This is a genomic window from Acidimicrobiia bacterium (assembly GCA_012959995.1).
GTDB lineage: Bacteria > Actinomycetota > Acidimicrobiia > Acidimicrobiales > MedAcidi-G1 > MedAcidi-G2B.
Genome location: DUCC01000022.1, coordinates 1 through 13,747 on the forward strand (window position 1 = coordinate 1; position 13,747 = coordinate 13,747).

Below are 13,747 nucleotides of genomic sequence, written 5' to 3' on the forward strand. Positions count from 1 at the left end.
CAAGACATGATTATTGCGCTTGATGCCGCCCTTATGGACGGTTCACAATCCACCGGATACTCATTCGGCGACGAATAAACATTAAGTAAACAACAGGGCCGGGGAGCAGACAACAGTCGCTCCCCGGCCCTTTGTGTTTAACCCAGCAAGTAGGGTGCTTCTCTAACACTCTGATTCTGAATATCGGGAGAAAATTTCGTGACATCCGAAGCACCGGCAAAAGCTCCGGCACGCAAAAAACAGCTGAGCGACGAGCGCCCTTGGTGGGATACCTTCCCTTGGTGGGGTGCCTTGATCTTTGCCATTTTACTTTGGATGGGGTGGCAAATCGCCACCAATGAAAACTACGACTTGGCTTGGGACCGCATTATCCCCGGTTTGCGCATCACCATTATTTCGACTTTGCAGGCCTTCGCCATTGCCCTGATAATCGGACTGTTGGCCGGCATGGGGCAACTTTCACGCAACGTGGTGCTCCGCAACGTGGCCCGCACTTACGTTGAGTTCATTCGCGGTATACCTATTTTGCCGCTTATTTTTACCGTGGCTTTAATTGTGGTTCCTGAAACCAGCGAAGCCATTAATAGCCGTTTAGATGCTTGGTTTGGATGGACTTTTGACCTTTCTTTCCAAATGCGGGCCACCGTAACCTTGGCCCTTATTTATGGGGCTTACATGGCTGAAATCTTTCGTGGAGGCATTCAGTCGGTTCCTCCTGGCCAAACCGAAGCCGGCCGCTCGCTGGGGCTGACTCGCCGGCAGTCCATGAACTCGGTAGTGCTTCCTCAAGCCATGCGAGCCATCATCCCTCCGTTGGGCAATGATTTCATTGCTATTTTGAAAGACACCTCGCTTCTTTCTGTGTTGGGGGTACTTGAGATCACTCAACGAGCCCGCCAATTTTCGGCCAGCACCTTTAAGTTTCGCGAGGGTTACTTTGTGGTGGCCTTCATCTATCTAATTTTGACCCTCAGCCTCTCTTTGTTGTTGGGTGTCCTTGAGCGGCGAATGAGCCGCGACCGGAAGGGGCAGCGCTGAGATGATCACTTTGACTGGGCTTTCTAAAACTTTCGACAAGACAATTCATGCCGTGCGTAACGTTGACCTTCAGATCAACGAAGGCGAAGTAGTGGTCATTGTGGGGCCTAGTGGGTCTGGAAAATCCACGGTGTTGCGCTGCATCAACTTATTGGAAATCCCCACCGAGGGTTCGGTAGTCGTTGATGGCCACGAGTTAACTGACCCAGCAACCGATATTGATGCGGTGCGCGCCGAAGTGGGCATGGTTTTTCAACAGTTCAACCTTTTTCCTCATCTCACGGTGCTCGAAAATGTGGCCTTGGCTTTGCGAAAAGTACGCAAGTACAGCAAAGATGAGGCAAACGAAATCGCTTTACGGCAACTCACCCGAGTAGATATCCCAGAAAAAGCTGATGCTTACCCTCGCCAACTTTCTGGTGGCCAGCAACAACGGGTAGCTATTGCTCGCTCGTTAGCCATGGAACCCAAAGTAATGCTTTTTGATGAACCAACCTCTGCTTTGGACCCCGAGATGGTTAAAGAGGTGCTTGATGTCATGCTGGGTTTGGCCGCTGAGGGCATGACCATGGTGGTAGTTACCCATGAGATGGGTTTCGCTCGTGCTGCCGCTGACCGCTTGGTGTTTATTGACGAAGGGGTAATCGTTGAGGTGGGCCCCCCGGAAGAGGTTTTCACCAACCCTGTGCAGCAACGCACTAAGGACTTCTTCGCCAAGATTCTTTACTAATGGGCGGGTTGACCGAAGAACACCGATCTTCATGGAACAACAATGGCTTTTTAGTTTTTCCTGAGTTCGTGGATCAGCAATCGTTGGCGTGCCTGAACACTCAAATCGATGCCTTGGTTGCCGGCTTCGCCAACCATCTCTCGCCGCAGGCCACCACAATTTTTTCTACCACCGAACAAAGCCATGCACAAGATGAGTGGTTTCTTTCTTCGGGGGCCACCATCCGGCCTTTTTTTGAAGATGGCGCTTTTGATGCGGGCGGAAAACTCTGTGTTCCTTTTGCAGAAGCGCTGAACAAAATTGGTCACGCAATGCACGATCTTGACCCAACCTTTGACCATTTTTCTCGAACCCCAGACCTCGCCAATTTGGTGAGTCAACTGGGGGTGGCTGACCCTTTGCTTCTACAGTCCATGGTCATTTTTAAGCCCCCGCGTATTGGCGGCGAGGTGGCTTGCCATACTGATCACACTTTTTTATGGACCGATCCACCGTCGGTGATTGGCCTTTGGTTTGCTTTAGATGATGCCACGGTAGACAACGGGTGTTTGTGGGTGCTTCCTAGTGGCCATACCAAACCGGTACGGAGTCGTTCTCGTTTAACCGCTTCGGGCACGGTCACTGAGGTGCTTGACCCCACTCCTTACGACATGAAGCAACTGGTTCCGGTGGAGGTAAAAGCTGGTACTTTGGTGGCCTTTTCGGGGCTTCTCCCCCACTGGAGCGCACCCAATACGTCAACGACGGCCCGGCGGGCTTATACCTTGCACATTATTGACGGAACTACTCAATACGCCGCTGACAATTGGCTACAAAGGCCTCGCGACCTCCCGCTTCGCGGTTTTTCGTGATTCCTCTTCGCTGGTTGTGGCTAGGCTGAACCATGGACCTTGATTTAGAAATTCTGCGCCAAACACCCAAAGTGGTGCTTCATGATCACCTCGATGGCGGTCTTCGCCCCGCCACCGTTATTGAGTTAGCCGACCAATACGGCTACCAAGGGCTTCCTTCTACTGACGTTGCAGAACTTGCCCAATGGTTTCATTTAGGCGCAGACCGTCGAGACCTTGGCCTGTACTTGGAAACTTTTGAACACACCGTGGGGGTGATGCAAACGGCCGACGCTTGTCGACGGGTGGCTTACGAATGCGGACAAGATTTAGCAGCCGATGGAGTGGTTTATGCCGAAATCCGTTACGCACCGTCGTTGATGACCGCGGAAGGCTTATCGCTTGATGAGGTCATTGAAGCCACCACCGAAGGTTTTAATCAAGCCAGCGCAGAGTCGGGGATCATTATTGGCACGCTCGTTACGGCCATGCGAACTTCGCAAGATTCTTTAGCGGTGGCCGAGGCGGCGGTTCGTCACCGTGACCAAGGTGTGGTGGGTTTTGATATTGCTGGTCGAGAAGCGGGCTACCCCCCAACTTTGCATCTGGAGGCTTTTCAATATTTGCAGCGAGAGAACTTTCATTTCACCATTCATGCCGGGGAAGCTTTTGGCCCGGCCTCCATTTGGGAGGCGGTGCAGTTTTGTGGAGCGGAACGTTTGGGCCACGGGGTGCGCATTGTTGATGACATCACCTTTGATCGTGATGGTCAACCCCAATTGGGGCGTTTAGCGAACTTTGTGCGCAACCGCCGTATTCCTTTAGAGCTCTGTCCTACTTCTAATGTGCACACTGGTGCGGTTGAAAGTATCGCTCACCATCCCATTGGTTTGTTGCGGTCGTTGGGTTTTCGTGTCACCTTAAATACCGACAATCGCTTGATGAGCGACGTTTCTATGACTTCCGAGATGATGGCTCTTCACGAATCTTTTAATTGGGGTTTACCAGATTTTCGTTGGCTCGCCATCAACGCCATGAAGAGCGCTTTTTTGCCCTTTGATCAGCGGCTTGATCTCATCAATGAGGTCATCAAACCGGGCTACGACGCGCTTATTGACCAAGGGTAGTCATGCCGTTGCGCCTCACTGCCGAAGACCAGCAGTTACTTGACGGTGGCTCTGGGCCGGGTGCGCAAATGGCTATGCGCATTGTGGTGCGTTTGGCCGAGGCCTTAGAAGCCGAACAACTCCTAACTATTTCGGGTGCGCACGTGGATTCTTGCCTCTACCACGGGCCTTCCACTTTGGCGTTCGCCGAACGTTTGCTGGCTTTGGGTGCTTCGGTAAAGGTGCCCACCACACTTAATGTTTCTTCGCTGGATTTATTACATCCGGATCTTTTTACCGGTGACCCCAAAGAGGCTGAGCAGAGTCGGCTTTTGACTGAGTGCTACAAAGGTTTGGGTGGTCAGCCCACTTGGACTTGCGCCCCTTACCAACTTGATGAGCGGCCGGGTTTTGGGCAGCATGTGGCTTGGGCGGAGTCCAACGCCATTATTTTCGCTAACTCGGTGTTGGGGGCGCGAACCGACCGTTACGGCGATTTCATTGATATTTGTGCGTCTATCACGGGGCGCGCTCCTGCTGCTGGTTTGCATTTGCAAGAAAACCGTCGGGCCAGACGAGTCTTTGATGTGTCTGGTCTTCCTTCTGCTTTGTTGGATTCCGATTGGTTGTTTCCGGTGTTGGGGGCGCTGGTGGGGGCGACTACTGGCGTGCAGGTTCCGGTGGTTACTGGGGTGCCCGGTGGCCAGCCGGAGCATCGTTTGAAGTCTTTGGGGGCGGCGGCGGCTTCCTCAGGGGGCATCGGGATGTTCCATATGGTAGGTAGCACCCCAGAGGCCCCTACGCTCTCTGAGGCCTTGGGTGGTGTTGATCCGCTAAGTACCATGCAGGTTTCGCTGACTGACTTAAACCAGGCCCGGGCTTCGCTTTCTACTGCTACGGGTCTTTCTTTGAGCTCGGTGTGTTTGGGGACGCCGCACTATTCGCTTGACGAGTTTGCTGTTTTGGTTCCGTTGTTGTCCGGCCGCCAGGTACATCCTTCGGTGAATTTTTTAGTTTCTACTGGGCGAGGCATTTATCACGAACTGCAACTGCGAGGTTGGTTGGGCACGCTGGAAGCAGCAGGGGTGACCGTGGTGGTCGATACCTGCACTTATTTGTCTCCGGCGTTGACCGGCGGTACTGGCCCGGCCATGACCGACTCGGCCAAGTGGGCTTATTACGCCCCTAGCAACCTTGGGGTGGAGGTGACCTTGGCCAGTACCGCAGAATGCGTTAACTCTGCAATAAACGGCGTGGTGACCGTGGATGAAAGCCTGTGGGCTAATGGCTGACTTCCCGCATTTTCTTTGCCCGGGCCAAGCCGAGGGTTTGGTGCTGCGTCTTGATGAGCCGTTGAGTCTGTGGGGTGGCTTAGATGCGACTACCGGACGCATCATTGATCAACATCACCCTCAAGTTGGGATGTCGATAAGCGGCACCATGTTGGTTATGCCCTCGGGCCGAGGTTCTAGTTCTGCCAGTGCGGTGCTTTTAGAGGCCATTCGTTGCGGCACTGCTCCGGCAGCCATCATTATGGAACACCCCGATGCCATTGTGGCTTTAGGGGCCATCGTGGCCGCCGAACTCTATGACGTGGCCCTCCCTGTGGTGGTGGTGTCTCCCCAAACCTTGGCCACCTACATCACCGGTGATTCTTTGTCGCTCTAGCTCTCGTACCAGGATTCGTTGGGTTCGACACCGAGACCATCGGCGAGGCGGTTGACGTAAGCGAAGTAAGCCGTTACTTCAACAATGTCAAGAATGTCTCGATCAGTAAAACCAACCGCCGTGAGCATTTCGGCATCAGTTTTGGTCATTTGACCGGGGGTCACCGTCAACTTGAGGGCAAAAGCCAGCATGGCTTGGCGTTGCGGCGAAAGGCCAGCCGTTGCCCAATCGCTTTCAACGGCCACCAGCAACTCATCATCTTTAAGCAAGCGACGCAGACCGCGTCGATGGTGAACAATTCAATAGTGGCAGTGGTTTTCCAAACTCACTATCAAGGCCACCAACTCGCGTTCTACCTTGCGTAAAGTTTTGGTGCCGGACATGGCCGAGGCATAAAGATACTGATGGGCTTGCATGCCTTGCGGGTTCAATGAATGCACGGCCATGATGTGATCCACCCGGCCAGACTGCTGGTCAACGACCTGAGGGAACATTTCCGCCAAGGCGCCTTCGGTCCATTCGTCATCGGGTACGGTCTCAATCCAGGGCATGCCTGTAGTCTCGCACATTGGCCCATGTAGAACCCAACCGCTCTGGCCTGCTAGAAAAACTATTCGTGCCTACTCTTTCTGAAGCCCACTCCCGCACTTTGGTAGCGGACGCCGGAGTATTGGTTTCTTCGTGGGCCAGTGCTGAGACCGCCCAACAAGCAGCCCAGGCCGCTCAAACTTTGGGCTTTCCCGTTGCCGTAAAATTGTGCGGTGATGCTATTGCGCACAAAACCGAACGTGGCTTGGTGCGCTTAAAATTGACCGATGCTGCATCGGTTGAGGCGGCCGCCGCCGAGTTGTTGGCCGCTGCCCTTCCCGAAGATGGACCAGTGAATTTACTTATCTCTCCTATGGTGACCGGCAATCGAGAGTTGATTGCCGGCTTGGTACGCGATGAGCAGTTCGGGGCCTGCGTCATGCTGGGCGTGGGTGGGGTATTAGCCGAAGCCATCGGCGACGTGGCCTTTCGCTTGGCCCCGTTAAGCCCCCTTGATGCCCAGGAACTCATTGATGACCTGGCGTCACAAACGTTGTTGGGTGCTTTTCGCGGCGAACCTGCGGTGGACCGTTCCACGCTGGTCAGCATTCTTTGCGCCTTAAGCACCCTCGCTCAGGACCCCAACATTGTTTCTGTTGACTTGAACCCGCTCATCGTGACCGACGGCCAACCGGTAGCCGTTGATGCTCTCGTTGAGGTGGCCGAGGCTCAATCATGACCCGTAACCTCTCCCCTCTTTTTGAACCCTCGGGTGTGGTGGTGGCCGGTGTTTCGAGCCATCCCGGCAAGTTCGGTTTTGTGGTTCTCCACAACCTTTTGTCTTGCGGCTACCAGGGTCAGATTTTTGCTTTGGGCCGTTCGTCTGGCACTTTGCTCGACCAACCGGTCATTGCTTCTTTGGATGAAGTACCGCAAGACGCCGCCGAACTTTTGGTGGTCTGCACGCCACCCGACGCCAACGAAGAACTCCTAAGGGCCGCCGCCGCTCGCGGCATCAAAGCGGTGTTCATGGTAACCGGCGGGTATTCCGAGGCCGGCCCCGAAGGCGCCAAGGCCGAAGCTCGTTTGGTGGCTTTAGCTAACGATTTGGGCCTTGTGCTGGCGGGCCCCAATGGGCAAGGCCTGGTTTCTCCCCCGATAGGCCTTTGTGCACAAATCGTTGCTCCTTACCCGCCCCGTGGTCGCATCGGTGTGGCCTCGCAATCCGGCAACTTTGTTTCGGCGTTCGAAAACTACGCCACCCAAACCGGTATCGGTATTAGTCGCGCCGTTTCGGCTGGTAACGCAGCAGCCACTTCGTTGGCCGATTATCTCGAATGGTTTGCCGACGACCCCGAAACCGATGTCGCTCTTTGCTATATCGAAGGCCTCAAAGATGGCCGAGCGTTTGCCGAACGGGTTCGACAAATCACCCCCCACCTGCCGGTGGTGGTGGTTAAAGGCGGTGCCACCAGTGGCGGGCAAAAAGCGGCCGCTTCACACACCGGCTCGCTAGCCACCAACGATCGGGTTTTTGACGGGGTGGCCCGCCAAGCCGGCTTGGTTCGGGCCGCCACCATTGAAAGCGCTTTCGAAGCGGCCGCTACCTTGGCTACCCAACCCCTCCCTTCGGGTGGTCAAACCTTGGTGCTGACCACGGCAGGGGGCTGGGGGGTCATTACCGCTGATGCCATTACCCGCCACCGCCGACTCAACTTGGCGCCTCTACCTAAAGATCTCCAGGCCAGCATTGACCAACTCCTTCCCCCACGTTGGAGCCGTAACAACCCGGTGGATTTTGCCGGCGGAGAAACTCGGGACACCATTCCGGAAATACTTAACCTGGCGGCCACCCACCCCGACATTGATGCCATTGTGCAACTGGGTCTAGGCATTCAAGGCAACACCGCAGCGCTTACCCGGTTGGGCCCTTTTTACCCCGATCACGGCCTTGAGCGCATTGTGGATTTTCATGAGCGTCAAGAACGCCGCTACGCCGAAGCAGCGGCCGAGGCATCAAGCAAACACCACACCCCAGTGTTGGTGGCTTCAGAAATCGCCGCAACAGATCCGCGAAACCCGATGGTGCAGGCCGTCAAAGACTCAGGCCGGTTGTGTTACGCCTCCGCCGATCGTGCGGTAGAAGCCCTCGGTCACTTGGTTTCTTACGCTCAGTGGCGCAACGCTCGCCGCTAGCTATTTACTAAAAGACCGGAGGGCACTGGCCAAGTTGCCGCGGCGCTTCACCACGGTTTCTTGCAACCCAAGAAACTTTTGCAGCCGCTTGAGTTCTTTCGAAAGTTCCCGAGCAACTTTTTCTTTCGCTACGCCGGTTTCTGCATAAACGCCTTTTACTAACAACCGGCCGGTGGTTCGCTCGGCTTTAAGGTCTACCCGAGCCACTAACTGATCACCAAGAAGAAAGGGCAACACGTAGTAACCGTATTTTCGTTTGGCTTCCGGCACATAGATTTCTATGCGGTAATGAAAGCCAAACAGTCGCTCGGCGCGAGGCCGACACCACACCACAGGGTCAAACGGCGACAACAAAGCCCGAGCCTTTACCGGGTCGGCCTTTGGCCCCCGAGGAACCACCATCGCTAGCTCATCCCAGCCCTCTACTTCTGCGGGAAGCAGCAACCGTTCTTCTAACAACTCGGCCAGGCGAGGGCGCGCCACCCGGAGTTTCATCCGAAAATAGTCAGCCAGATCGCTGGCCGTAGCTACCCCGAGGCAGCGAGCCGCTATGAGTAAAAGTTGTCGTTGAGCTTCTTCGTCAGTGGGGGTGGTTTGGTGACGAATGTGTTCCGGGATGACCTCGGCAAAAGATTCGTATCGCCTTTTGAAATTATCGGTGCGGCGAATACCTACCTCACCCACTCGGTACAACCAGTCCAATGAGCGGGTGCCTTCTGAACGACCGTTCCACCAGTCCCCTTTGCGGGGCCGAGGGTCGTTGAGGTCGGCGGCGCTGAGTGGCCCGTTTTGCTGAACTTCGGCCAGCACTCCCGCGACGTAGCCCGATCGTTGGGTAGCCATTTTGTGCAAGCCGTCCCAGGTAGCGCCGTGGCGGGCTTCACGTTTTGTCCATCGCAGCAAGGGCTCAATTTCGACCGGCACTACCGAGGCTTCGTGCGACCAAGTTTCGAACATTTTTCCTGAATGCCATAGCCATTTATCTAAAGTGGTTTGGTCGTATACCCCGAGGCGACTGTAGACCGGCAAATAGTGCGACCGGCATACCGCTTGTACCGAATCGAGTTGTAACAGTCCGAGGCGTTTTATCACGCGTTTGAAGTGCTGCGCCGTTACCGGGCCCTTTGGGGCAGGGTCGGCAAACCCTTGAGCCCGCAAAGCGACGCGGCGTGCTTCGGTGCCAGACAAAGATCTCATGGCCCTAGTCTGGCCTATTTTTACTCTTGATGTTGCCTAATCGTCTTTGGTGAGTGCTCCCACGCCGCCTTGAAACGGAAACAGGTCTTCAAAATCGCTGTCTCGTCCTTCGGCTTGCGACTCAAAAGCTTCTTTCATGTCGACGGCTACAAACATGCCGGCTTGCCAGGTAGCGATGTGATCCAGCGAGTCGGCGGTGCTGTGATCACGGGTGTAGTTAATCATTTGTTTGGTGCCCCAAATAGCCAGCGGTGACTTGCTGGCTATTTCGGCGGCCACCAGTTGTACTGCTTCCAACATGGTTTCGTGGTCGGGGAACACTTCGTTTACTAAGCCCACCGCTTTGGCTTCGGCGGCCGGCATACGGCGACCGGTGTAGGCCAACTCTCGGCATACTCCTTCGGGAATCAGTTTCGGTAAGCGCTGCAAGGTACCGACATCGGCCGTCATACCAATGTTTATTTCTTGAATGCAAAAGAAGGCGTCTTCGGTGGCGTAGCGCATATCCGCGGCCGTCACCATGTCTACTGCTCCGCCGATGCAGCCGCCTTGAATGGCCACCAGCACTGGCATACGAGCTTTTTCTAGAGCAGAAAAAGTTTCTTGCAGGTGCAGCACGTTGAGTCGGGTGTTGGCTGCGGTACGGCCTCGCTCTTTGGTGCTGCCGCCTGCTCCACCACCAAAGACCGCCAGGTCCATGCCGGCGCTGAAATGCTTACCAGTGGAGACAATGACCACCGCTCGTACATCGCCCCGGGCATCAAGGTCGCGCACCAAGGCCGGCAGTTCATCCCAGAACTCGGGGATCATGGTGTTTAAACGCTCGGGGCGTTTCATGGTTACCGTGGCCACGCCGTCAGTAACTTCTACATCAAAACAAATCATTTGGTCAGTCATAGCGGTAACGCTAATACCCCGGGACCTCTTGTGCCTGATTGGGTCACCCGATAATACGTTGCGCTACCTCGGTCAGATTATCACCCGGACGGGCTCCGAGGTGGCTGATTACTTCGGCGGCGGCGATGCTCCCCAAGCGGCCCGCTTGTTCAAGCGCTACCCCACGGCTAAGGCCGTAAAGCACTCCGGAAGCATAAAGGTCGCCGGCTCCGGTGGTATCCACTACCCCGTCGAGTTCGTCAGCTGGCACCTCAATGCGTTGCGATCCGTTGACGACAAGCGAACCTCGTGGCCCCAAGGTGATGAAAGCCAACTCCACGTGACTAGCTACTGCATCTACCGCCTGATCTAGATCGTCAACTTGATAAAAGGCGCAGAGTTCTGATCGGTTGGCAAACACCACATCTACCCGGTCATCAAGCAGGGTTTGCCATTCTTGGCGGTGGCGATCAACGCACATTTGGTCCGACATGGTGAGGGCCACTCGACGGTTAGCTTCTCGAGCGGCATCCATGGCGTACCGAATAGCATCTTTGGCTACTTCACGATCCCAGAGGTAACCCTCGCAATACAACGTGGCTCCCGAAGCCACCAGTTCGGGGTCAACATCGTCTCGGGTGAGGTGCGACGAAACCCCCAGAAAAGTATTCATGGTGCGCTGCGCATCGGGGGTCACTTGAATCAAGCAGCGGGCCGTGGGTAAGCCTTCGGGGGATCCCGGAACCGAAAAGTTAACCCCGGCTTCGGCGAGGTCTCGGCCAAAATGATCACCGAGGCTATCGGCACTGACTTTGCCGATATAAGCCGCTCGCCCGCCAAAACCGGCCACCCCAACCATAGTATTGGCCGCCGAACCTCCGCTGATTTCCAACCCGGGCGGCATGGCTTCGTAGAGTTGTAGCGCTCGGTCGGCGTCGATGAGGGTCATGCCGCCTTTAGCCAGCGAGTGCTGGTTAATGAAAGCGTCGTCTACTTCGGCCAGCACATCAACAATGGCGTTACCGACACCGACCACGTCAAAAGTCGCCGTGTTTTCTGTTGTACCCACCATTGACCTCCGGTCAAAATTATTAGAAACCCATTGTGGCACGAAGTCTCTGCTTCGCCACCACTAGCATCTGTCTTTATGCCGTCACATCGTTTAAGCCGCACCGTACTCCCCCAGCATTACGCCTTGCATTTGGTGCCGGATCTTGAAAATCACACCTTCACCGGTTCGGTGCGCATTGAGGCCACCGCCGACCAAGCCTTAAAGGAGTTGACGCTCAACGCCATTGAACTCAATGTTTCTTCGGCTCAGGTAAATGGCCAAGCGGTAGGTTTCTCCCTTGATACTGACCTTGAGCAACTTACCCTTTCGGGGTTAGTGGCTGCCGGGCCGTTGACTATCGATCTTGAATTTTCCGGCATCCTCAATGACCGGTTGCGGGGCTTCTACCGCAGTACCTTGAACATCGAAGGCCAAGACCACACGGTGGCTACCACTCAGTTTCAATCCACCGATGCCCGACGGTGTTTTCCTTGTTTTGATGAGCCGGATTTCAAAGCCACTTTTGGTATTACTTTGGATGCCCCCTCGGGTTTGCTAGCTATTTCTAATGGCGCAGAGGTTTCTCGTACTTCGTTGACTCCGCAGGTAGATCGGGTGGTTTTTGCCGACACCATTGCGCTTTCTACGTACTTGGTGGCTTTTGTAGTGGGCCCTTTGGCCGCTACCGACCCCATTGATGTGGGAGGTATTCCGGTACGGGTCATTCATCCTCCGGGCAAAGGGCACCTCACTCAATTTGCTTTAGAGGTGGCAGCCCATTCACTCCGCTGGTTTGCCGAGTGGTATGACCTGCCCGTACCGGGCGGCAAGGTCGACTTGGTGGCTTTGCCCGATTTTGCTTTTGGGGCCATGGAAAACTTGGGTTGTATCACTTTTCGAGAAGTGTTGTTGTTGGTAGACCCTGAGCAAGCCACCCAACAAGAACTTGAAGCGGTCGCTGCGGTGCTTAGCCACGAACTAGCCCACCTTTGGTTCGGCGATTTGGTCACCATGCGTTGGTGGAACGGCATTTGGCTCAACGAAGCGTTCGCCACTTTCATGGAGATGAAAGCGGTGGAGACTTTTCGCCCTCAGTGGGACATCTGGACGGGTTTTGGCACCTCTCGAGCGGCCGCTTTGGACGTTGATTCTTTGGCCGCTACCCGGCCCATTGAGTATCCGGTGGAAACCCCGGCCGACGCCGAAGGCATGTTTGATTTGTTGACTTATGAAAAAGGCGCCGCCGTGGTGCGCATGTTGGAACAGTTTTTAGGCCAAGAGGTTTTCCGCAACGGGGTGCGCCGTTATTTGGCTAACCATCTTTACGGCAACACCGACAATGAAGATTTGTGGCAAGCCCTTGAGGAGGTTTCGGGGCAACCGGTGGGTGATTTAATGCAGGATTGGATTTTTCAAGGCGGCCACCCCGAAGTAACCGGCGAGGTAACCGGCGAGACATTGACGTTGCGTCAACAGCCCTTTCGCTACAACCCCGGAGGGGCCGACCAGCACTGGTCGATTCCGGTGCGTTTGCGTACCACCGAGGGAACGCAAGCAGTTTTGCTGGCCGGCGACCAACCGGTCACGGTGCAACTTGATGCACCGCTGTGCAACCTCAATGCTGATGCTTCTGGGTTTTATCGCTCCTCTTTGCCGGAGGCTCAGGCCACCACTGCAGCCGAACGAGCTAATCTGATTGGCGACCGGTGGGCTCAAACGCTGGCGGGGCGTCAAGACCCTCACCAGTTTGTGGCTGCTATGGAGCCTTACGCCCTTGACGGCGATTTAGCGGTGTGGCAAGCCATTTTGGGTGGACTCACCACCCTTGACTTGTTTTCGCCGGGCCGACCGGTTGCCGGGGTAGTTGACTTGCTGCTTCCTTTGGCCGAAACCTTGAGTTGGTCAGGCCCGCTCCACGAGGATCAACGCACTCAACAACTCCGGGGCCTTCTTTTGGGTGCTTTGGGTCAACTGGGCCATCACCAGCCCACTATTGACCGGTGCCGGGAACTTTGGTCTTCTGGGGCTGTTGACCCGGCGGTAACGGCGGCCGCCGTGAGCGTCACCGCCCGTTTTGGTGATGCTGCTACCTTCGGTCTTTTTCGCCAACGAGCCGACCAAGCAACCACTGCTCAAGAAGAGCAGCGTTTCTTGCGAGCTTTGGCGCTTTTTCCTGGACAACAAGAGCTCCTGGTCTTGCTTGAAGAAATCGTCGCCGGAGGCATCCGCTCCCAGGACGCCCCGTTTATTCTTCGCCAAGCGCTTATGCACCCCGAACACCGCAACTTGGTGTGGGCTACGGTGACCGAGCATTGGGGCACCCTCTCCAGCCAGCTGCCTTCCAACAGTATCGCCCGTTTGTTAGAAGGTGTCCGGGCTTTGATCGACCCAAATCTTCACCCCGATGTGGACCAGTTTTTAGATCAGCATCCGGTGCCCCAGGGAGCATTAGTGGTGGCTCAACACCGAGAGCGCCGCCGAGTAAACGTGCGCTTGGCCCAACGTTTGGCTAGTAAGTAAAAAACAG

At 55.4% G+C, this 13,747-nt stretch carries 14 protein-coding genes; 9 read left to right on the forward strand and 5 right to left on the reverse strand.

Going from position 1 to position 13,747, the window contains the following annotated elements:
* The first annotated feature begins 198 nt into the window (after positions 1-198).
* From EYQ49_06230 to EYQ49_06255, 6 genes are read left to right on the forward strand one after another with little or no spacing between them, the layout of a single operon-like run.
* The gene (locus EYQ49_06230; GenBank protein ID HIG25468.1) at positions 199-1,038 is read left to right on the forward strand and encodes an amino acid ABC transporter permease; all 840 of its coding nucleotides are present in this window, start codon (positions 199-201) and stop codon (positions 1,036-1,038) included.
* A 1-nt stretch (position 1,039) separates the two neighbouring features.
* The gene (locus EYQ49_06235; GenBank protein ID HIG25469.1) at positions 1,040-1,768 is read left to right on the forward strand and encodes an amino acid ABC transporter ATP-binding protein; all 729 of its coding nucleotides are present in this window, start codon (positions 1,040-1,042) and stop codon (positions 1,766-1,768) included.
* A complete protein-coding gene (locus tag EYQ49_06240) occupies positions 1,768-2,619 on the forward strand; it encodes a phytanoyl-CoA dioxygenase family protein (GenBank protein ID HIG25470.1) in 852 nt (283 codons plus the stop codon). The genes EYQ49_06235 and EYQ49_06240 overlap by 1 nt, the downstream gene beginning before the upstream one ends.
* 32 nt (positions 2,620-2,651) lie before the next feature.
* Positions 2,652-3,725 (forward strand): adenosine deaminase, encoded by a 1,074-nt coding sequence (locus EYQ49_06245; GenBank protein HIG25471.1) that lies wholly within the window; start codon positions 2,652-2,654, stop codon positions 3,723-3,725.
* Between the two features lie 2 nt (positions 3,726-3,727).
* Positions 3,728-4,996, forward strand: a complete 1,269-nt coding sequence (locus EYQ49_06250) for a DUF521 domain-containing protein (GenBank protein ID HIG25472.1) — start codon at positions 3,728-3,730, stop codon at positions 4,994-4,996.
* A complete protein-coding gene (locus EYQ49_06255) occupies positions 4,989-5,372 on the forward strand; it encodes a DUF126 domain-containing protein (protein ID HIG25473.1) in 384 nt (127 codons plus the stop codon). Before EYQ49_06250 ends, EYQ49_06255 begins: the two co-directional genes overlap by 8 nt.
* Here the strand turns inward: EYQ49_06255 and EYQ49_06260 are convergent.
* Together EYQ49_06260 and EYQ49_06265 are read right to left on the reverse strand one after the other, a co-directional pair.
* Positions 5,369-5,671 (reverse strand): peroxidase, encoded by a 303-nt coding sequence (locus EYQ49_06260; GenBank protein HIG25474.1) that lies wholly within the window; start codon positions 5,669-5,671, stop codon positions 5,369-5,371. The genes EYQ49_06255 and EYQ49_06260 overlap by 4 nt on opposite strands.
* A complete protein-coding gene (locus EYQ49_06265) occupies positions 5,672-5,923 on the reverse strand; it encodes a hypothetical protein (GenBank protein HIG25475.1) in 252 nt (83 codons plus the stop codon).
* A gap of 17 nt (positions 5,924-5,940) precedes the next feature.
* On the opposite strand from EYQ49_06265, the gene EYQ49_06270 reads away from it, so the two are divergent.
* Together EYQ49_06270 and EYQ49_06275 are read left to right on the forward strand one after the other, a co-directional pair.
* Positions 5,941-6,639 (forward strand): carboxylate--amine ligase, encoded by a 699-nt coding sequence (locus tag EYQ49_06270; protein ID HIG25476.1) that lies wholly within the window; start codon positions 5,941-5,943, stop codon positions 6,637-6,639.
* A complete protein-coding gene (locus tag EYQ49_06275; GenBank protein HIG25477.1) occupies positions 6,636-8,096 on the forward strand; it encodes a hypothetical protein in 1,461 nt (486 codons plus the stop codon). Before EYQ49_06270 ends, EYQ49_06275 begins: the two co-directional genes overlap by 4 nt.
* Here the strand turns inward: EYQ49_06275 and EYQ49_06280 are convergent, their stop codons facing one another.
* The 3 genes from EYQ49_06280 to EYQ49_06290 are packed head-to-tail and all read right to left on the reverse strand — an operon-like array spanning position 8,097 to position 11,241.
* Entirely contained in the window at positions 8,097-9,293 is a 1,197-nt protein-coding gene (locus tag EYQ49_06280) for a winged helix-turn-helix domain-containing protein (GenBank protein ID HIG25478.1), read from the reverse strand. It lies immediately after the preceding gene.
* A gap of 36 nt (positions 9,294-9,329) precedes the next feature.
* Positions 9,330-10,190: a crotonase/enoyl-CoA hydratase family protein gene (locus tag EYQ49_06285; protein HIG25479.1), complete on the reverse strand. Its 861-nt coding sequence runs from the start codon at positions 10,188-10,190 to the stop codon at positions 9,330-9,332.
* A 43-nt stretch (positions 10,191-10,233) separates the two neighbouring features.
* On the reverse strand, positions 10,234-11,241 hold the full coding sequence (locus EYQ49_06290; GenBank protein ID HIG25480.1) for an adenosine kinase: 1,008 nt from the start codon (positions 11,239-11,241) through the stop codon (positions 10,234-10,236).
* Positions 11,242-11,316: 75 nt separating this feature from the next.
* Between EYQ49_06290 and EYQ49_06295 the strand changes: the two genes are divergently transcribed.
* Positions 11,317-13,740, forward strand: coding sequence for a M1 family peptidase (locus EYQ49_06295; protein ID HIG25481.1), 2,424 nt, complete (start codon positions 11,317-11,319; stop codon positions 13,738-13,740).
* The last annotated feature ends 7 nt before the right edge of the window (positions 13,741-13,747 follow it).